We start from the raw sequence: 19,407 nt of genomic DNA on the forward strand, positions 1-19,407 counted from the left end.
TTTGCGGGTTACTGTCCCCGGTGGGCCTAGGAGGACTCGAACCTCCGACCTCTTCGTTATCAGCGAAGCGCTCTAACCGCCTGAGCTATAGGCCCGCGCTCGCGCACAGCCGAGCGACGAGATTACCGCAAGCGCCACCTGCTCCCAAAATATGATGCGCCGGCTCAGTCGCGATCCGCCAATGTCACTTCGACACCACCGATCAGATCGGTACTCAGGTTGTAGATAACCGCGCCCAGGGTCGCCATCGCGGTCAGCAAGACGATGTTCACCAGGCCGATCAGCACGGCACTGCCGAAAATAAAGCCACCGGAGACCAGCTCGCCGGTGCCGCTGGTGTTGGTCAGCAGATCACCAACGTTGCTGTTGAGTTTGCTCCATACACCCATGCTGCCCAACACCAGGTAGAGCAACGCCACGGCAATCATCCAGACGAAGAACGACGCCACCGACAGCAGCAGCGACACTTTCAACGCGCTCCACGGATCGATTCGGCGGATCTGCATGCTGGCCCGCACCGGGCCTCTGGACCGCGCCGAAACTTGGACGCGGCGCTCGGCCACCCATGCCGACCCCGTCGACCCCCTCGACGCCGCAGCGCCGCCGGGCTCAGCGGGCGGCTTGCGCTGTGCCGCACGAGAGTTCGCCTCGGACAGGTCCGGCAGCTCACTGCCATAGGCGTCGGCTTGCTGGCTGTCGATGCGCGCCGGGTCCGGTTGGCCCGTCCCGGTTTTGGCCGGTGCGGACTTGGCGCCCGGCGCGGCGGTGCCGGAGATGAACCGGGTCAACCGCGCATCCACTCCGGGGGACTGACCCGCCGGCCGAGGTTGCTGCTGCACCGGCGGTTCCGGCGAGTGCGGCGCCGCCGGACGGGACCGTGCAGCCGCGCTGCGTTGCCAGGGCGGAGGCTCACCGGTCTCGGTGATTCGGCCGGCCCCGGCTCGAGCTCCCGGTCGCTGACCGGTGGCGTCAGCCGAGCCGTCCGGCTTCGCCGGGCTATCCCTCGGCTCGGGGTATTCCGGTCCGTTCGGTGTAGTCACCCACGGCTCCTTACCTGCGCGCCCGGGCCGGGTCAGCTGCCCGAGTCCTCGGTCACGCCTTCCTCGGCGTTTCGTGCAATGGCTAACAGTGTGTCGCCCTCGCCCAAGTTCATCAACCGAACTCCCTTGGTCTGCCGTCCAGCTTTCCGGACCTGCCGCGCCCTGGTGCGGATCACCCCGCCGATCGAGGTGATGGCGTACAGCTCGCTGTCGTCATCGACGATCAGTGCCCCTATCAGCCGACCCCGACGGGAATCGTACTGGATGGTCCGGATCCCCTTGCCGCCGCGACCCTGCGCGCCGTACTCCTCGATGGCGGTGCGCTTGGCATATCCGCCGGCGGTGGCGACCAGCAGGTAAGTGCCCTCGCGCACCACGTTGAGTGACAGCAGCCGATCGTCTGCGTTGAACCGCATACCGTGCACACCGGAGGTCGCGCGACCCATCGGGCGCAGTACGTCATCGGTCGCCGCGAACCGGATGGACTGCCCGTTGGCCGATACCAGCAGCAAGTCGTCGTCGCTGGAACACAGCACGGCGCCGACCAGTTCATCGCCGTCGCGCAAGTTGACAGCCACGATCCCGCCGGAGCGGTTGGAGTCGAAGTCGGTCAGCCGCGACTTCTTCACCAGCCCGTTGCGGGTGGCCAGCACCAAATAGGGGGCGTCCTCGTAACTCTGGATCTGGATGACTTGCGCGATGCGTTCCCCAGGCTGGAAGGCCAGCAGATTGGCGACGTGCTGGCCGCGCGCATTGCGAGCAGTCTCCGGCAGCTCATAAGCCTTGGCCCGGTAGACCCGGCCGTGGCTGGTGAAAAACAGGATCCAGTCGTGCGTCGAGCACACAAAGAAGTGTGCGACGATGTCGTCCTGCTTAAGGCCGGCACCCTGTACGCCCTTGCCGCCCCGCTTCTGGCTGCGGTACAGATCGGTCTTGGTCCGTTTCGCGTAGCCGGTCTCGGTGATGGTGACGACGACCTCTTCACGCGCAATCAGGTCCTCGTCGCTGACGTCGCCGTCGGCAGCGATGATCCGGGTGCGCCGGTCATCGCCGTACTTCTCCACGATCTCGGCGAGTTCGTCGTGGACGATCGTCCGCTGCCGTTCAGGCCTGGCCAGGATATCTTCCAGATCGGCGATCTCGGCTTCGATTTTGGCCAGGTCGTCGATGATCCTCTGGCGTTCCAGGGCGGCCAGCCGACGCAGCTGCATGTCGAGGATGGCTTGCGCCTGCACATCGTCGATGTCGAGCAACCCCATCAAGCCCTGTCGTGCGTCGTCGACTGTCTGCGACCCCCGGATCAGTGCGATCACCTCGTCCAGGGCGTCTAGTGCTTTGACCAGGCCGCGCAGGATGTGGGCCCGCTCGTTGGCCTTGCGCAGCCGGTAGGTGGTGCGCCGCACGATCACGTCGAGCTGGTGGTCGACGTAGCGGCGGATCAGCTGGTCTAGCCGCATGGTGCGGGGCACCCCGTCGACGATGGCCAGCATGTTGGCGCCGAAGCTGGTCTGCAGTTGGGTGTGCTTGTAGAGGTTGTTCCGCACCACCTTGGCTACCGCGTCGCGTTTCAGTTCGACGACGATACGCAGCTCGCCCTTGCTGCTGTGGTCCTCGATGTTGGCGATGCCGGTCAGCTTGCCGTCGCGCACCTGCTCGGCGATCGAGGTGATGAAGTTGTCGTGGTTGACCTGGTACGGCAGCTCGGTGATGATCAGCGAGCTGCGGCCTTTGGCGTCCTCGCCGATCTCCGCGACTCCACGCATCCGGATCGAACCGCGTCCGGTGGTGTAAGCGTCGGTGACGCCCTGTACTCCGACGATCAGCGCGGCCGTCGGAAAGTCCGGACCCTTCACCCGCTCCATCACCGCGGCCAGGGTGACCTCTTCGTCGGCGTCGAAGTTGTCCAGGCACCAGAACACGGCCTCGGCGAGCTCGGCCAGGTTGTGCGGCGGGATGTTGGTCGCCATGCCGACCGCGATGCCCCCGGAGCCGTTGGCCAGCAGGTTCGGGAACCGGCTGGGCAGCACCGTGGGTTCTTGCACCCGCCCGTCGTAGTTGGGGATGAAATCGACGGTCTCCTCGTCGATTTCACGCAACATCTCCATCGCCAGCGGAGTCAGTCGTGCCTCGGTGTTGTGGCTGACGAACCCGTTGGTGATGAACGCGTGGTCTTCCGTGTCGACCCGCAGGCTGTACACCGGCTGCACCCCAGCGGCGGTGACGCTGGCGACTTTTGCATAGTAGAAACGGCCGTCGGTGAGTTCGGAGGCGATCGCACGCACGTCTGGATCGGCGATATGGCCGAGGATTTCCTCGCCGCGGGTGCGCCAGCGCTGGATGCGGTCGATGTTGTGCCGATTCAGCCAGTCCTTGTCGACCCAGCGGCTGCCGCAGTGCCGGCGGATGAACCGGGTCAGCCCGGGAACATGATCGCTGTCCATACCGGCGCACGGCGGCATCGACGACAGGGTTTCGGTGAGCTTCTCCTGCTTGGCACCACCGAAACCGATCTGGCTGGCGAACAGTTCGGCCTGGGCGCGGTTGGTGATGACGACCTTGTACTCGCCGACAGCATGGCGGTAACGGCTGGAGATTACCCCGAATTCCAGCAGCAGCTGCTGGACGTCTTTGGCCAGTCGCTCGCTGCGCGTAGAGTAGGAGATCTGGATCGTGTTGCGAGGCAGGGCAGAGCAGGAGCCGTCGCCCTCGAAGAGGGCCTGCAGGAACACTCGCTTCACCGAGGCGGGGGAGTGCCAGAGCCATTCCGGCACCACCTTTTCTGCCGAACGCTGCCCACACAATTCCCCAAGTCGGGCCGGATTGTGGATATCAAGTTCATACAGCAGCGATCCTGATCTGATCCTCCGTTGCGAGACGTACCGCTCACCGCCGACAACAGCGTCGTAAGCGCCCACAACCATGTGAAAGTAATCGCGGTCAAGGTTGTTGAACCCCGCCCGCGTCTCAGACACGAAACCCTCGCTGATGAAAGCTCCCAACAGGAGCGCTTCCATCGTTACGTGCCAGTCGACTGGGCCGAACTCCGTTGGAGGAGTCCGCTGCAGCACCACGTGATCGTCAGGGCGGATCTCTTCGATCAGCTTCCACAGCAGCGTGGGCACACCGCCGACATCGACCAAGCACAGTAGCGGGTGGTTGGCCGTGCCGGTGACCTCGTAGCCTTCTGCAGTGCGCACCTTGTAGGTCTGGTGGTCGCCCGAATGGAACAAACAATCTGCCGCAACCGGGTTGCCGTGCCGGTTGAGCACCTTCGTCTCGATCGCGTTGTCGGAGCCGGGTTGGGCGCCTTCAAAGACATCTCCGATGCGTATAGACTGACCAAATGGTAAGCGCACCAACGTATCTGCCGTACTGCAGTAGCGCATTGCGGCTGGTGGATCGTTGCCCGGCGACCCGAAGTTGCCCTGGCCGTCGACTAGCGGATAGCGCAACGACCACGGCTGGGCCATTCGCACCAGGGTGTCGTAGATGGACGCGTCGCCGTGCGGGTGGTAGTTGCCCATCGTCTCGGCGACCGAGCGGGCCGATTTGGCGTGACTGCGATCCGGGCGGAAACCGGAGTCGAACATCGCATACAGCACCCGGCGGTGTACCGGCTTGAGCCCGTCGCGCACCTCCGGCAGCGCCCGGCCCACGATGACGCTCATCGCGTAGTCGATGTAGCTGCGCTGCATTTCCTGCTGGATGTCTACCGGCTCGACCCGGTCGACCGAGCCGTCGCCCGGTGGCAGCGTGGTGTCTGTCATCTGCTCCTCGTTAGTCGGTCAGAATCCCGCGGTGATGTCACCCCGTCAGACATCCAAGAAACGAACGTCTTTCGCGTTACGCGTGATGAAGCTGCGCCGCGCTTCGACGTCGTCGCCCATCAGGATGGAGAACAGCTCGTCGGCAGCGGCAGCGTCATCGAGGGTGACCTGGCGCAGCACCCGCGCTGCCGGGTCCATCGTGGTCTCCCACAGCTCCTTGGCGTCCATCTCGCCCAAGCCTTTGTAGCGCTGGATGCCGTCGTCGGCGTTGATCTTCTTGCCGGCCTTCTTCCCGGCCGCCAGCAGGCCGTCTCGCTCGCGGTCAGAGTAGGCGAATTCCGGCTCGGCGCCACGCTGCCACTTCAGCTTGTACAGCGGCGGCTGCGCCAGGAACACGTGCCCGTGTTCGATCAACGGCCGCATGAATCGGAACAGCAGGGTCAGCAGCAAGGTAGCGATGTGCTGCCCGTCGACATCGGCATCGGCCATCAGAACGATCTTGTGGTAACGCAGCTTGGAGATGTCGAACTCGTCGTGGATTCCAGTGCCCAGTGCGGTGATGATCGCCTGCACCTCGGTATTTTTCAGCACCCGGTCGATGCGCGACTTCTCCACGTTGATGATCTTGCCGCGCAGCGGCAAGATCGCCTGGAATTCCGAGTCGCGGCCGCTCTTGGCCGAGCCTCCAGCCGAATCACCTTCCACCACATACAGTTCCGACTTGCTGGGATCTCCGGAACGACAGTCTGCCAGCTTTCCGGGAAGCCCCCCGAGGTCAGTGGCGCTCTTGCGGCGCACCAAGTCCCGGGCCTTGGCGGCCGCGATACGAGCCTGAGCCGACGAAATTGCCTTGTTGATCACCACCTTGGCCTCGGACGGGTTGGCTTCGAACCAGTGCGCAAGCTGCTCGTTGCAGACCTTCTGCACGAAAGACTTCACTTCTGTGTTGCCGAGCTTGGTCTTGGTCTGGCCCTCGAACTGCGGTTCTTTGACCTTGACCGAGATGACGGCGGACAGGCCCAGCCGAACATCATCACCGGTCAGGTTGGGTTCTTTGTCCTTGAGTAGCTTTTTGTCTCGAGCATACTTGTTGACAACCGAGGTCAATGCCGTCCGGAAGCCTTCTTCGTGGGTGCCGCCTTCCGCGGTGTTGATGGTGTTGGCGAAGGTGTGCACCGATTCGGTATAGCTGTTGTTCCACTGCATGGCGACTTCGACCTCGTGACCCTCGCCCTTGCCGGAGAAATCCACGATGCTGGAGTGGATCGGGGTCTTCGTGCTGGTGCTGTTGATGTGCTTGACGTAGTCGACCAGCCCGCCGGGGTAGTGGAACGACCGCCGCTTGACCCTTTTCGGTGCGGCCGACTCGGCGGCCTTCGCTTCGGCCGACTTCGGAGCCTCGGCCACGTCACTGACGACCTCGTCGACCACGTCTTGCGGGGTGACCCGCGCGTCGGTGAGGGTGATGGTCAGCCCTTTGTTGAGGAACGCCATCTCCTGCAGTCGGCGCGTGACCGTCTCGAAGTTGTACTCGGTGGTTTCAAAGACGTCCGGATCGGCCCAGAACCGAACGGTGGTGCCGGTCTTTTTGGTCTCCGCTCCCTGTTTGAGCGTGCCCGGCACCGAGTGGTCATAGCACTGGAACCATTCGTGGCCGTTGGTGTAGATCTCGACCTCCAAGCGGGTCGACAGCGCATTGACCACTGATACACCAACCCCGTGCAGTCCACCGGAGACCGCGTATGCGCCGTTCTCGCCACCGAATTTGCCGCCCGCGTGCAGCTGGGTCATCACGACGTCGACCGCGGGGATACCAGATTCGTGCATTCCGACTGGGATACCCCGGCCGTTGTCGCGCACTTCCACGCCGCCGTCCTCGAGGAGGAGCACATCGATGGCGGTCGCATAGCCGGCCATCGCCTCGTCCACCGAGTTGTCGACCACCTCCCAGACCAGATGGTGCAACCCACGCTCACCGGTGGAACCGATGTACATACCAGGACGTTTGCGGACGGCCTCGAGCCCTTCGAGAATTGTGATGGCCTGGGCGTCGTACGTGGGTTGCGCTTTTTTCTTCTGGGCAGCCACGGTCGGAAAGCTCTCCTCAGGGGTCATGTGCACGCGGTGAAGTTACCGCGACGAGTCGGTTGCCAGTCTACCGTGATCCACAGACAGGACCGGTTTTCTTACGGTGTTTCCCGCTATCTGATCGGCCCGTGACGTCGATATCGCCACCGCAGGAGTGATCTCCCGCTGGCCAGACGGATTTGCGAGCTTGTAGAGGCGCTCAGGCAGTACCTCTCGGTGGCTCTCAGTGCCTCTCGGTGCCCATCGCGGGTTGGACGGCCGGTCAGCCGTAGGTGTCGCGGGGCCCCCGGCCGGCGATGTGCAACGGCCCCTTGCGCCACGATGGCGTGGTCGGCCCGGTGATTTTCAGCGCCGTTACCACCCCGTTGCCGACCGCGGCCGCGATCTTGGCTATCAGCTGTGCCTGCACGATCCGCAGCTGGGTAGCCCATGCCGTCGACTCCGCGGACACGCTGAGCACCCCATCACGTAACCCGGTCGGTGTGGCATGATCGGCGATCTGGCGACCTACCACCGACGGCCACTGACCCAATATCGCGCCTTCGGCGACCCGCATCGACCAACCCCGGGTGCGGGCCACGTCCCGAGTCGCCGCGCCCAGCGGTTGCGGGTCACGCCGATCCGCGCCCGGACCCGACCAACTGCGGCGGCTACCGCGGCCGGCCACGCGGCGCAGAGTCGATGATCTCCGACCCCGGCCGACGTCTTTGCCCTCCTTGCGCGCTGCATCGCGCGCTTCCTGCAAGATGCGCTCGACGAGATCCACCGCGGCCGGAGGCTCGGCGGCGGGGTTGTGTTGGTCAGTCATTTACGCTTCCCCCGCCAACGGGCGCAGATACTATCTCCGCCACCTTCGACACCCGTCCGTCGTCAACATCGGCGAGGGTTATCAATATTTGAGTGGCCCCCCAGTCCGGTGGAATATCACCCGGTACCGCCGCTGTCACCAGCGACTGTTCCGCAGAACCAGCGACCTTAGCCAACGCTCGTCGTCGAGCACCGTCCAATTCAGCGAACACGTCATCAAGCAGCAGAACCGGCTCGGGCCCCTCGCTACGCAAGAGTTCGTAAGCGGCTAGTCGCAGAGCCAGCGCCACCGACCATGATTCACCGTGACTGGCAAACCCTTTCACCGGTCGGTCACCGAGTCGCAGTTCCAACTCGTCGCGGTGCGGACCGACCAGACACACTCCACGTTCAAGCTCAGCGGAGCGACGTTGTGACAGCGCGGACAGCAGTGCCTCCCTCAGGCAGGCCACATCGCCAGTGAGGTCTTCGACAGCCATCTCCAGGTTGGGCCGGTAAGAGATAGCGACGCTTCGTCGGTCCGGCGCCAACAGCTGGTAGGCCTTCTCAACCTCCGGCGCTAACTGGTTCACTACATCGATGCGCGCCGCCATCAGTTCAGCGCCGTGAGCCGCCAACTGTTCATCCCAAACATCGATGGTGTTGCGTACATCGCGACCAGTACGGTCGCTACCCCGGAGCACCCCGGCCGCGCTTTTGAGCAGCGCCGTCCGCTGACGCAACACCCGATCGTAATCGGCCCGGATACCCGCGACTTGCGGCCGACGCTGACTGGCCAGGTCGTCCAAGTACCGGCGCCGCTCGCCAGGCTCACCACGAACCATAGCAAGATCCTCAGGCGCAAACAGCACTGCGCGCAGTACCCCGATGACCTCGCGCACGTTGCGTACCGGTGCCCGGTTCAAGCGCACCTTGTTGGCCCGCCCGGCCGTGATCTCCAAGTCGACAGCGAGTTCACGGCCGTTATTGACAACAATCGTCGACACCAAGGCGCGACTGGCTCCCACCCTGATCAACGGTGCATCACCAGCCACCCGATAAGAACCCAGGATTACCGAATACCACAGCGCCTCAACAAGGTTCGTCTTACCATAGCCGTTGGGGCCCACCAGCACGGTGGCTCCGGGCTTCAATTCAAGGTCGACGTGCGCCCATGACCGGAAATCACACAACCCCAAATGGCGGACATACACCTCAACGATCCACCTCTGTCATCACCGCGTGAGGTCCATCACCCGGGCAGCCGAACCGGCATGAGCAAATAAACATAATCAGACGGTAACGGCGGGAACGGACCAGCTCCTTGCGGTGGCGGGTCCCCGTCGCGAGCAGGCCGCAGCACCGCTGGTTTTTTCGGATCAGTGAATCCTAACGACACCCGCTCGCTGTGCAATGAACCTAATCCGTCGGTCAGGTAGGTCGGATTGAACGCGATCGTTAACGGCTCGCCGGCAAAATCCACCAATAAGTCCTCTTCCGCATGACCGCCGTCGCCGGCATCTGCTGAGAGTCGCAACGTTGCATGATCCAGCTCCATCCGGACTTGGGCACCACGATCAGCCACCAACGCGACTCGTTTGATCGCCTCAATCAACTCCGCCACTCCCACCGTGACGATCGCACTGTGCTCGCTGGGCAGCAACTGACGGAATTTAGGGAACTCCGCATCCAGCAACCGAGTAGTACTGCGTTTCCCGGCGCCACTGATGCCCAACAAGCCCTCCCTACCCACTGCGGATCCCGTCCCCAAGGCCAGGTGCACCTCGGAACCCTCAACCCCGGCCTTGGCGGCCTCGACTAAGGTCTTCGCCGGCACCAGCACCGCTGCCTCGACCTCAGCAGACCCCGGTGATGAAGACCAGGTCAGCTCGCGAACCGCCAACCGGAACCGGTCAGTCGCCGCCAAAACCACTGTTTCACCGGAGATTTCAACTCGGATCCCGGTCAACATAACCAGTGTGTCATCCCGGCCTGCCGCGACTGAAACCTGGCCGATCGCCTCAGTGAACAGCTCGGCGGGCATCGCACCGGTCTCCTCCGGCAACGTCGGTAGCGTCGGGTAATCCTCCACCGCCATTGTCGGCAGGGCGAATCTGGCGTTGCCGCACGTCAACAACGCCCGAGTGCCCTCAACGCTGACGTCGACAGGGCGAGGCGGCAATGCTCGCGTGATATCCGACAGCAACCGACCAGATACCAGCACACGGCCCGGCGAGGCGATCTCAGCAGCCAGGGTCACCTCAGCGGAAACCTCAAAATCGAACCCGGACACGGTCAGACCGGTGTCTGAGCCGACCAGTAGAACCCCGGCCAACACCGGCACGGTCGGTCTCTGCGGCAGGTTTCGCGCGACCCAGGCCACCGCATCGGCGAACTCGTCCCGGTCCAGGCGAAACTGCAAGTTCGTCAGATCAACGTCGGTGGTTGCCGCGTCCATAGTGTTCCTTCGTCACCCGTGTCATTCTTCGTATCAAGCTTGAGCCGGCGGCTGCGTACGACAAGCGTAACGGCGGTCGGAAACTCACCGTACGGCCTCCGGGTGCATCGTGAAAGGCATTCGGCGATGCCGGCAGGACCGACTTCAGGACCGATCAAGTCCAGGCTGAGCCGGACTGAGCCGAACTGATGGGGGATGTGCATGGCGTCCATCCCCAACGGTGTTCTTCTATGAAGGATTGAGGTGAAAGACAAGTATCAGTAGTAGGGCTTGTGGATCTTGGGCAGTGGCGTCATCGTCGCTGTTGAGCGGGGCCCGCGGGTGGGGACCATCGGTGGACGACAGTGGTGATACCGCGATGGTGGTTGGGGATCGAGTGTGACTTGTGTATGGGGATCGGGGCTAGGTGGCCTACCGTCGACAAGTTATGCACAGCGGGGTGCACAGCGGGGTGCTCATGTCAAGGAGGTGCACGGTCCCACTGTTTGCGATCGGTGGTGTGGGTGCGCCGGGCGCCTGTGAGATCAACGCTTGGCGCGTTGGCGAATCCGGGCGGTAAGTTCTGTGACTTGGTCGAAAACCTCTCGTCGTTCGGCCATCTCGCTGCGGATTTTCCGGTCGGCGTACATCACGGTAGTGTGGTCGCGGCCGAACGCCTGGCCGATCTTGGGGAGCGACAGATCGGTGAGCTCACGGCAGAGATACATGGCGACCTGCCGAGACTGCGCCAGCGGCCGGGTTTTGCCGGGACCGCGTAATTCCTCGACGGTGGTGTCGAAGTATTCGGCGATCGTGGCCATGATGGTCGCGGGGCTGATGTGGATGGTGCTGGCGTCGGCGACGAGGTCACGCAGCACGATCTCGGCGAGTGGTTTGTCGATTGTTGTTTTGTTCAGGGATGCGAACGCGGTCACTCGGATGAGCGCACCTTCGAGTTCTCGAATGTTGCGTTCGATACTGGTGGCGATTAACTCGAGCACGTCGTCGGGTACGTCGAGCCGTTCCATCTGTGCCTTTTTACGGAGGATGGCGATGCGCGTCTCAAGGTCGGGGGGTTGGACATCAGCGATCAAGCCCCATTCGAATCGGGTGCGCAGGCGGTCTTCGAGAGTGGCGAGCTGTTTCGGCGGGCGGTCAGAAGAGATGACGATCTGCCTGTTGGCGTTGTGGAGGGTGTTGAAGGTGTGGAAGAACTCTTCTTGGATGCCTTCTTTGCCTTCGATGAACTGGATGTCGTCAACCAGCAGTACGTCGATGTCGCGATAGCTGCGTTTGAACGCGACGCGACGGTCATCGCGCAGTGAGTTGATGAAGTCGTTGGTGAATTCTTCGGTGGAGACGTACTTGACGCGCATGCCGGGGAACAGTCGTTGGGTATAGTTACCGGCTGCGTGCAGAAGATGTGTTTTACCCAGTCCGGACTCACCCCAGATGAACAACGGGTTGTAGGCGCGCGCCGGTGCTTCGGCGATAGCCAGCGTGGCGGCGTGTGCGAACCGGTTGGAAGCGCCGATAACGAAACTGTCGAAGGTGTATCGACGGTTGAGGCTGGTTCCCTCGGCAGCGGTCGGATCGTTGCTGGGCCGTTCGGTGAAGTACGTCGGCCACTCGTATTGGGTGTCGACAAGGTCGACGAGGTCGGCATCGCCGTCGTCTGTGTCGCTGCGGGTTTCGGCGACTGCATGTTCAGTGTCTTCTGTGGGTGGTGCGATGCGGACGCCGAGCTCGATGGGCTGGCCCAGGCGACGACTGAGTGCATCGGTGATCTGGGTGCGGAGGTGGCGCTCGATCTCATTTTGGACGAAGCTGCTGGGCACTGAGAGCAGCGCGAACCCTTCGACGATGGCGATCGGTTGTACCAGGTTGAGCCAGGCTTTTTGTTGTGGGGTCAAGACGGTAGGCAAGGAGTCGCCGTTACCGACTGGGACGTCGGTGTTAGCGGTGAGTTCGGAGACAACGGCGTCCCAGACTGTCACGAAGCCCGGGCCGGGGTCATCGGTCAGGTTATCGGTCAAAGACAGATCCCTCTGGTTCGGCGTCGAGACGCATCCTCTTGTGGTGCGATGGCGAACTGTCCACACTGCTATACACAGGTGTGGATAACGCGTTCATGCGCAGGTCGCGACTGATGAGCCGCTGCACCTGAACTCGGCGCTTCGCACAGCCAGCAAGGCCTGTCGGGATTGACGGCCGATCCGTCGTCGCTTGGTTGTTGGGTACCGTTCCGGTGCTGAACGGCATTGCCAGAAGTTAACAGGTTTGGTTGAGGGTGGCCAATCATTCGGTGATATTGGTTCAGGTGATCGAGATTTTGGTCATCGGGTGTGGCCGATGAGGCGGTTGTGGGTAGTGGCAACGGGTGGCAACGGGTGGCAACGGCGAGGGGCGGCCGGTGACGGGCGGTGGGATAACGGCACGTGAGGTTTGACCTGGCGAACTGACGTCAGTAACCTTCGAACGGTCGCCCGAGCGTCGGCGATACGGCTGTGGCCGGTGCCCCGCCGACGACGGAGGTTAGCAAGTCGGCCCCGAGCGACATACAGAAGTTTAGCCAAACTTACTAGTGCCTCGGCTACCGTAGGCACACCGTAGTGGGGTGTGTGCGGCAGATGCGATGCGCAGCAAGGAGAGTGTGCCGTGACCAAGGGCAAGCGGACCTTCCAGCCGAATAACCGCCGGAGGGCCCGGGTGCATGGTTTCCGGCTTCGTATGCGCACCCGTGCCGGGCGTGGGATTGTCTCGGGGCGGCGCCGAAAAGGGCGGCGTTTGCTGACTGCTTGAGCACGAGTACCGGAAACGGGTCGGACTGGCTAGGTGGACGGGTTGGGAACGGTGCTCCCAGCGCAGTACCGGATGCGGCGATCGGCTGATTTCGCCGCGACGGTGAAATACGGAAGAAGGGTTGTGCAGCGCGACATCGTGATCCACGCCCGGGGGATCGGCGAATCACCGGTCAGGGGTGCTGAGGGTGCTGAGATGTCGGGTCCACGCGTCGGCTTGATCATCGGGAAGTCGGTAGGTTCGGCGGTGCAGCGGCACCGGGTCGCGCGGCGACTGCGGCATGCTGCGCGCAGTATCATCGCCGGATTGGAACCGTCAGGGCAGGTGGTGATTCGTGCGCTCCCGGGCAGCAGCCACATGAAGTCAGGGTGCTTGGAGCAGCAGCTCAAGTCGGGCCTGGAGTGCATTGGTCGACTGGAGGGTGGCTACCGGTGAGATACCAGAGATTCACGATGACCCGGTTGGCCCGCTCGTTGCGCGGGGAGCCGGTGCGGGCGGTGATCTTCCTCATCGAGCTGTACCGCCATACGATCTCACCGCTGCGACTGCCCAGTTGCCGGTTCATGCCCACCTGCAGTCAGTATGCGGTGGAGGCACTGCGCGAGTACGGCCTGATCCGAGGAACCTGGCTGGCGGTAATCCGACTGGGAAAGTGTGGGCCGTGGCATGCCGGTGGATGGGATCCGATACCCGAACGGGCCGAACTGGTGCTGACCGGTCGAGGGCCTTGCGCGCCGGCAAAGCAGGGGGGGAGCGAGCCGGTTGTTTAATTGGGCTAGTCTCGACGTCGTCTACTACCCGGTATCAGCCATTATGTGGTTGTGGTACAAGGCTTTTGCAATGATGCTGGGACCGTCCAGCTTCTTTGCGTGGGCGCTGTCGGTAGTGTTCCTGGTTTTCACCCTGCGTGCATTGTTGTACAAGCCCTTCGTCCGCCAGATTCGGACCACCCGACAGATGCAGGAGCTGCAGCCGCAGATCAAGGCACTCCAGAAAAAGTACGGTAAAGACCGCCAGAAGATGGCGCTGGAGATGCAGAAGCTCCAGCGTGAGCACGGCTTCAACCCGATCCTCGGCTGCCTTCCGATGCTGGCGCAGATCCCGGTGTTCCTGGGGCTATATCACGTACTGCGGTCGTTCAACCGGACCACCGGCGGGTTCGGTCAGCCGCACCTCTCGGTGGACCAGAACCGGGCTACCGGCAACTATCTGTTCAGTCCCGCCGATGTGGCCCACTTCCTCGACGCCAATCTGTTCGGCGCGCCGCTCGGCGCATTCATGACGCAACGAACCGGCTTGGACGCGTTTACCGAATTCAGCCGCCCCGCAGTGATCGCTGTCGGGTTGCCGGTGATGATCTTGGCTGGCATCGCAACGTATTTCAACAGCCGAGCGTCGGTGGCGCGGCAGAGTCCGGAGGCTGCTGCCAACCCGCAAACCGCGGTGATGAATAAATTGGCGCTGTACGTGTTTCCGCTGGGAGTTGTGGTGGGTGGTCCGTTCCTGCCGCTGGCCATCATTTTTTACTGGGTCTCCAACAACATTTGGACGTTCGGTCAGCAGCACTACGTCTTCGGTTTGATTGCCAAGGAGGACGAGGCCAAGAAGGAGGAGGCGCTGCGACGACGTGCGGCGAACGCACCAGTGCCGGGCGCCAAACCCAAACGGACAACCAAGCCGCGACATGGAGGCGGCGGTGACGGTGCGACAGCGGACACGGTTGGTGAAGAGGCCACTGGCCTGGCAACGCCCGACGGGGAGACGAAAGGGGCTGGAAATGAACCGCGACCGGCACCGGCCGACGTAAGCAGGCCGAAACCGGTGGCGCGGAGTCGGGGCTCGCGCCCCGGTGCCAAGGCGAAGAAACGCCGGCGTTGAGGGAAACCATACCGGCGCCGGTGCGATTGGCGGTGATTACCGGCGGTGAATGTTGAGGAGGTATCCATGACAGACCCTGAGGTCGCAGAATGCAGCGGTACGGACCGTAGAGACGGGACCGACGCCACGGACGCCACCGCGGTGGCCGCAGGGAGGTCCGGGGACATGGAGAAGCAGTTGGTTGCCGAGGGGGAGATCGCCGGCGATTACCTGGAAGAGTTGTTGGATCTACTCGACTTCGACGGAGATATCGACCTGGACGTGCAGGGTGCCCGCGCGGTGGTCAGCATCGACGGCGGCGACGACCTGACAAAGTTGGTGGGCCGCCAGGGCGAGGTGCTCGACGCGTTGCAGGAATTGACCCGACTGGCTATACACCAGAAGACCGGGGAACGCAGCCGGCTCATGCTCGATATTGCCGGCTGGCGGCGACGGCGCCGGGAGGACTTGACCGCGTTAGGCGACGAGGTCGCCAGACGGGTGCTGCAGCACGGCGAGGATGAGAAGCTGACTGCGATGACGCCCTTCGAACGTAAGATCGTGCACGATGCCGTTGCGGCGGTGCCGGGTGTGCACAGCGAAAGCGAGGGCGTGGAACCGTCGCGCCATGTGGTGGTTCGGCCGGACTAGAGAGTTACAACGGTGTTGTTTCCAACCACGCGTTTTCTCCGTGAGGCGGAGGGATGTTTCACGTGAAACGTGTCGGGGTGGGAACCCCGGTCGGCCCTTCCGAGTGTGACGAACCATCTCCGGTGCCCCATGGTGTGCCGTCACTCAACGAACCACCCAACGCAGCATACGAAGTGTTCCGGGGACGCCTCGACCTGGCTCGGCGCTACGCAGCCATGCTGGTCCGTTCCGGTGTGCGGCGAGGATTGCTCGGGCCCCGGGAGACGGACCGGATCTGGGACCGGCACCTCCTCAATTGCGCCGCAATGGGTGAATTGCTGAAACCAGGAGAGCGCGTCATCGACGTTGGCAGCGGTGCCGGGCTGCCCGGATTGCCGCTGGCGATCGCCCGGCCGGATCTCGAGGTGGTGCTGGTGGAACCCTTGCTGCGCCGTAGCGAGTTCCTTCGCGAGGCTGTCGCAGAACTGGGCCTGGAGGTGGACGTGATCCGCGGACGCGCTGAAGAAGCTTCCACTCGTAACACGGTCGGCGGGGCGGACGCGGTGGTCTCGCGGGCGGTGGCGGCTTTGGGCAAGTTGACGGAGTGGAGCTTGCCATTGCTGCGCCCGGGCGGCCGGATGCTCGCCATGAAAGGCGAGCGCGCACAGGCAGAAGTGGTCGAACACCAGCGCGTGATGATCGCTCTGGGCGCCGAGGATGTCAGAGTGGTGAGATGTGGCGTGAACTATTTGACTCCGCCCGCAACCGTGGTGGTGGCGCTGCGCGGAGCGCGGAGCCGAGGCCAGCTGGCGGCGACACGGAGGGGGCCGAAGGGGTCGACATGACCACGAAAAGCGTAGCGCGCAAGCCTCGGCCTTCAGGCCGGGGAGAAGCGTATCCGAAGTTCGCGACCGCCCGCGATCAGGGCGCACTTGGTGGATCTGCGTCCGCTGCTACCGCTGCAGCGCTGTACCGGGTGAGCACGCAAAAACATCCGGAGGTTATGGCGACGACGCAGGGTTCGCCCGTCGGTGTTTCACGTGAAACACCGAACGAGTTCGATACCCCTATTGGCGCGGCGGCGGAACGCGCGATGCAGGTGCTGCACACCACCCACGAGCCGCTGCCGAAGCCGAAGCACCGTCGGGTGTTCACGGTAGCGAACCAAAAAGGCGGCGTCGGAAAGACCACTACGGCTGTGAACCTCGCAGGTGCGCTCGCTGTCCAAGGGCTCAAGGCACTCGTCATCGACCTGGACCCGCAGGGCAACGCGAGCACCGCATTGGGCATAACTGATCGCCAGTCCGGCACACCGTCGTCGTATGAGGTGCTGACAGGCGACATCCCGGTGAATGCTGCGCTGCGACAAAGTCCGCATAGTGAGCGGCTGTTCTGTGTACCGGCCACTATCGACCTGGCTGGGGCGGAGATCGAATTGGTCAGCATGGTTGCGCGCGAGAATCGACTGCGGACCGCCCTTGCCGGACTGGGCGACTGCGATTTTGACTATGTTTTCATCGACTGCCCGCCATCGCTCGGATTGCTCACGATCAACGCGCTCGTCGCGGCACCGGAGGTGATGATTCCCATCCAGTGTGAGTACTACGCTTTGGAGGGCGTGTCGCAGTTGATGCGCAACATCGAGATGGTGAAGGCTCATCTCAACCCCAGCCTCGAGGTGACCACGGTGCTTTTGACGATGTACGACGGGCGGACGAAGCTCGCCGACCAGGTAGCTGCTGAGGTGCGCCGGTACTTCGGCGACAAAGTTCTCCGCACCGTAATCCCGCGCAGCGTCAAGGTGTCCGAGGCGCCGGGATACAGCATGACGATCATTGATTACGATCCGGGATCACGTGGCGCGATGAGCTACTTGGATGCCAGCCGCGAGCTTGCCGGACGCGAGAGGCCGACTGCGGCCACGGGAAGATCATGACTTCCCGCCGCGACGATGCAGAGCGTAGCGATGGGGAGGAGCGGCGGCCATGAGTCAGGCGTCACGCCGGAAGGGTGGCCTGGGGCGCGGACTGGCGGCGCTGATCCCCACCGGGCCCGCCGATGCGGGATCGGCCTCGGGGGTGCTGGGTCCGCGGATGGGTGACGCCGCGGCGGACGTCGTGCTGGGCAGCCCGGTGCCGACTGGTGTGGACGGCAGAGAGACCATCGGGGCGGTCTACCGTGAAATCGATCCGGGGCTGATCGAGCCAAACCCGCGCCAACCGCGGCAAGTCTTCGACGACGAAGCGCTCACCGAACTGGTCCACTCCATCCGCGAGTTCGGTTTGATGCAGCCGATAGTGGTACGGCCGCTGCCCCGGGCTGCCTCCGACGCACCCGGCCAGCCCCACTTCCAACTGGTGATGGGGGAACGGCGCTGGCGAGCGGCACAGCAGGCCGGCCTGGATACCATCCCGGCGATCGTCAGGGAGACCGAGGAGGACAACCTTCTCCGGGACGCGCTGCTGGAAAACATTCACCGGGTGCAGCTGAACCCTCTGGAAGAAGCGGCGGCCTACCAGCAGTTGCTCGACGAATTCGGGGTCACCCACGATGAGTTGGCCGCGCGGCTCGGGCGATCCCGACCATTGGTCACCAACATGATCCGATTGTTGCGATTGCCCCTCGCCGTACAGCGCCGGGTCGCGGCCGGCGTGTTGTCGGCAGGTCACGCCCGGGCGTTGCTGTCGTTGGAGGCTGGACCTGAGGCCCAGGAAGAGCTGGCCGCGCGCATCGTGGCGGAGGGACTTTCCGTACGCGCCACCGAAGAAGCAGTCACCCTGGCCAACCGGGGCGACCTCGCTCCGACCGCCCCTCGGGGACGCAAGCCAATCCAGATGCCCGGTCTGCAAGACGTTGCTGAGAGACTGTCCACCGCATTCGACACCCGAGTCACCGTCAGCCTGGGCAAGCGCAAGGGCAAGATCGTCGTCGAGTTCGGGACCGTCGACGACCTCCAGCGCATTATCGGACTCATGACCACGACGAACACTCTGAACACGCCGAACGCGTCAACCGCCTAAAAACGCTGTGGCACGCAGCACCCCAATTCTCCTATCCTTAGAACGGTTGCCGACAGAGCACCACCGCGTTGAATCCGGGAGTCTCGTGTCTATTCGAATCACCCCGCTGCGCCTCGAAGGGTTCGAGCAGCTTCCCAAGCACGCGCGCCGCTGTGTCTTCTGGGAGGTGGATCCGGCGATCCTCGGCCACGGTGACCAGCTGGCCGACCCGGAGTTCGAAAAGGAAGCATGGCTGTCGATGGTGATGCTGGAGTGGGGATCGTGCGGCCAGGTCGCCACGGCAGCGGCGGGAGGTCCACGAGATCCGAGCCAACATGGCGGCGACGACACCCCGTGCTTGGGCTATGTGCTCTACGCACCTCCGCGCGCCGTACCCCGGGCACGCCGGTTTCCGACCGCTCCGGTCTCCGCCGACGCGGTACTGCTGACCTCGCTTGGTGTCGAGCCTGGGCCGCTGGCCGACGGTCTGGCACGGGATTTGATCGCCCGCGTGGTCGACGAATTGGTCCGCCGCGGCGTCCGGGCGCTGGAAGCATTCGGCCGCACCCCTGCAGTCGGTGAACTGTGGGATTCGCCGGGTGCGCACCCCGAACTGGACCCGGTGCTCGACGTGCTGGGCGATTGCTCGGTTGACCACTGCATCATCGAGGCGGATTTTCTGCTCAGGACCGGGTTCAATGTGGTGGCGCCGCACCGGTATTTTCCACGCCTGCGGTTGGAACTGGACAAGGGGCTGGGTTGGAAAGCCGAGGTGGAAGCCGCGTTAGAACGGCTGCTGGAGAACACTCGGTTGCAGGAGCCGGTGGGGGCGGGTTGAGAACAGCTGGCGGTTTTTTGGTCGGTAGTGGACAAACGCTAGTTGTCGGACCCGTGTGCGAGCGTCCCCCTATGGGTGGATGCGGTGATGTCGCGTGACGGCGCGCAAGCTGCGGCGGTGGCGTGGTGTGAAGCCGGTGGCCGCTCCTGCGGGGGTGGCGATC

At 63.5% G+C, this 19,407-nt stretch carries 16 protein-coding genes and 1 tRNA gene; 9 read left to right on the top strand and 8 right to left on the bottom strand.

The window, feature by feature from the left end:
* Nucleotides 1-21: 21 nt before the first annotated feature.
* The 8 genes from AC2VOP_RS00115 to dnaA all read right to left on the bottom strand — a co-directional run bounded on the left by AC2VOP_RS00115 (nucleotide 22) and on the right by dnaA (nucleotide 12,142).
* A tRNA-Ile gene (locus AC2VOP_RS00115) sits at nucleotides 22-95 on the bottom strand.
* A 69-nt stretch (nucleotides 96-164) separates the two neighbouring features.
* Nucleotides 165-1,040, bottom strand: a complete 876-nt coding sequence (locus AC2VOP_RS00120) for a DUF3566 domain-containing protein (protein WP_486959076.1) — start codon at nucleotides 1,038-1,040, stop codon at nucleotides 165-167.
* Between the two features lie 32 nt (nucleotides 1,041-1,072).
* On the bottom strand, nucleotides 1,073-4,807 hold the full coding sequence (gyrA, locus tag AC2VOP_RS00125) for an intein-containing DNA gyrase subunit A (RefSeq protein WP_486959077.1): 3,735 nt from the start codon (nucleotides 4,805-4,807) through the stop codon (nucleotides 1,073-1,075).
* A gap of 45 nt (nucleotides 4,808-4,852) precedes the next feature.
* Complete coding sequence (gene gyrB, locus AC2VOP_RS00130) at nucleotides 4,853-6,895, bottom strand: DNA topoisomerase (ATP-hydrolyzing) subunit B (RefSeq protein WP_486959085.1); 2,043 nt, start codon at nucleotides 6,893-6,895, stop codon at nucleotides 4,853-4,855.
* A 262-nt stretch (nucleotides 6,896-7,157) separates the two neighbouring features.
* On the bottom strand, nucleotides 7,158-7,703 hold the full coding sequence (locus tag AC2VOP_RS00135) for a DUF721 family protein (protein WP_486959078.1): 546 nt from the start codon (nucleotides 7,701-7,703) through the stop codon (nucleotides 7,158-7,160).
* On the bottom strand, nucleotides 7,696-8,895 hold the full coding sequence (gene recF / locus AC2VOP_RS00140; RefSeq protein WP_486959079.1) for a DNA replication/repair protein RecF: 1,200 nt from the start codon (nucleotides 8,893-8,895) through the stop codon (nucleotides 7,696-7,698). The genes AC2VOP_RS00135 and recF overlap by 8 nt, the downstream gene beginning before the upstream one ends.
* 38 nt (nucleotides 8,896-8,933) lie before the next feature.
* A complete protein-coding gene (gene dnaN / locus AC2VOP_RS00145) occupies nucleotides 8,934-10,139 on the bottom strand; it encodes a DNA polymerase III subunit beta (RefSeq protein WP_486959080.1) in 1,206 nt (401 codons plus the stop codon).
* 524 nt (nucleotides 10,140-10,663) lie between these two features.
* Complete coding sequence (gene dnaA, locus AC2VOP_RS00150) at nucleotides 10,664-12,142, bottom strand: chromosomal replication initiator protein DnaA (RefSeq protein WP_486959086.1); 1,479 nt, start codon at nucleotides 12,140-12,142, stop codon at nucleotides 10,664-10,666.
* Nucleotides 12,143-12,776: 634 nt separating this feature from the next.
* Here dnaA and rpmH point away from each other — a divergent pair.
* The 9 genes from rpmH (at nucleotide 12,777) to AC2VOP_RS00195 (ending at nucleotide 19,244) form a co-directional block, all read left to right on the top strand.
* Nucleotides 12,777-12,920, top strand: coding sequence for a 50S ribosomal protein L34 (gene rpmH / locus AC2VOP_RS00155; protein ID WP_486959081.1), 144 nt, complete (start codon nucleotides 12,777-12,779; stop codon nucleotides 12,918-12,920).
* A gap of 51 nt (nucleotides 12,921-12,971) precedes the next feature.
* Nucleotides 12,972-13,355 carry a ribonuclease P protein component gene (gene rnpA / locus AC2VOP_RS00160; RefSeq protein ID WP_486959087.1) on the top strand — a complete coding sequence of 128 codons (384 nt, stop codon included), beginning with the start codon at nucleotides 12,972-12,974 and terminating at the stop codon, nucleotides 13,353-13,355.
* Nucleotides 13,356-13,372: 17 nt separating this feature from the next.
* Complete coding sequence (gene yidD / locus AC2VOP_RS00165) at nucleotides 13,373-13,690, top strand: membrane protein insertion efficiency factor YidD (protein WP_486959088.1); 318 nt, start codon at nucleotides 13,373-13,375, stop codon at nucleotides 13,688-13,690.
* Between the two features lie 43 nt (nucleotides 13,691-13,733).
* Nucleotides 13,734-14,798: a membrane protein insertase YidC gene (gene yidC, locus AC2VOP_RS00170; RefSeq protein WP_486959089.1), complete on the top strand. Its 1,065-nt coding sequence runs from the start codon at nucleotides 13,734-13,736 to the stop codon at nucleotides 14,796-14,798.
* Between the two features lie 66 nt (nucleotides 14,799-14,864).
* Nucleotides 14,865-15,428: a Jag family protein gene (locus tag AC2VOP_RS00175; protein WP_486959082.1), complete on the top strand. Its 564-nt coding sequence runs from the start codon at nucleotides 14,865-14,867 to the stop codon at nucleotides 15,426-15,428.
* 53 nt (nucleotides 15,429-15,481) lie between these two features.
* Nucleotides 15,482-16,252, top strand: a complete 771-nt coding sequence (rsmG, locus tag AC2VOP_RS00180) for a 16S rRNA (guanine(527)-N(7))-methyltransferase RsmG (protein WP_486959083.1) — start codon at nucleotides 15,482-15,484, stop codon at nucleotides 16,250-16,252.
* Between the two features lie 158 nt (nucleotides 16,253-16,410).
* Entirely contained in the window at nucleotides 16,411-17,343 is a 933-nt protein-coding gene (locus tag AC2VOP_RS00185) for a ParA family protein (RefSeq protein WP_486959090.1), read from the top strand.
* Nucleotides 17,344-17,392: 49 nt separating this feature from the next.
* Nucleotides 17,393-18,427 (top strand): ParB/RepB/Spo0J family partition protein, encoded by a 1,035-nt coding sequence (locus AC2VOP_RS00190; RefSeq protein WP_486959084.1) that lies wholly within the window; start codon nucleotides 17,393-17,395, stop codon nucleotides 18,425-18,427.
* Nucleotides 18,428-18,512: 85 nt separating this feature from the next.
* Complete coding sequence (locus AC2VOP_RS00195) at nucleotides 18,513-19,244, top strand: acetyltransferase (RefSeq protein WP_486959091.1); 732 nt, start codon at nucleotides 18,513-18,515, stop codon at nucleotides 19,242-19,244.
* The last annotated feature ends 163 nt before the right edge of the window (nucleotides 19,245-19,407 follow it).

It is taken from the genome of Mycobacterium sp. TH-M106 (assembly GCF_057473765.1).

Bases quoted from the DNA above. Each gene is read 5' to 3' on its own strand.
- gyrA (WP_486959077.1), bottom strand. From the start codon at position 4,807: ATGACAGACACCACGCTGCCACCGGGCGACGGCTCGGTCGACCGGGTC.
- AC2VOP_RS00135 (WP_486959078.1), bottom strand. From the start codon at position 7,703: ATGACTGACCAACACAACCCCGCCGCCGAGCCTCCGGCCGCGGTGGAT.
- dnaN (WP_486959080.1), bottom strand. From the start codon at position 10,139: ATGGACGCGGCAACCACCGACGTTGATCTGACGAACTTGCAGTTTCGC.
- yidD (WP_486959088.1), top strand. From the start codon at position 13,373: ATGACCCGGTTGGCCCGCTCGTTGCGCGGGGAGCCGGTGCGGGCGGTG.
- yidC (WP_486959089.1), top strand. From the start codon at position 13,734: ATGTGGTTGTGGTACAAGGCTTTTGCAATGATGCTGGGACCGTCCAGC.
- AC2VOP_RS00175 (WP_486959082.1), top strand. From the start codon at position 14,865: ATGACAGACCCTGAGGTCGCAGAATGCAGCGGTACGGACCGTAGAGAC.
- rsmG (WP_486959083.1), top strand. From the start codon at position 15,482: ATGTTTCACGTGAAACGTGTCGGGGTGGGAACCCCGGTCGGCCCTTCC.
- AC2VOP_RS00185 (WP_486959090.1), top strand. From the start codon at position 16,411: ATGGCGACGACGCAGGGTTCGCCCGTCGGTGTTTCACGTGAAACACCG.
- AC2VOP_RS00190 (WP_486959084.1), top strand. From the start codon at position 17,393: ATGAGTCAGGCGTCACGCCGGAAGGGTGGCCTGGGGCGCGGACTGGCG.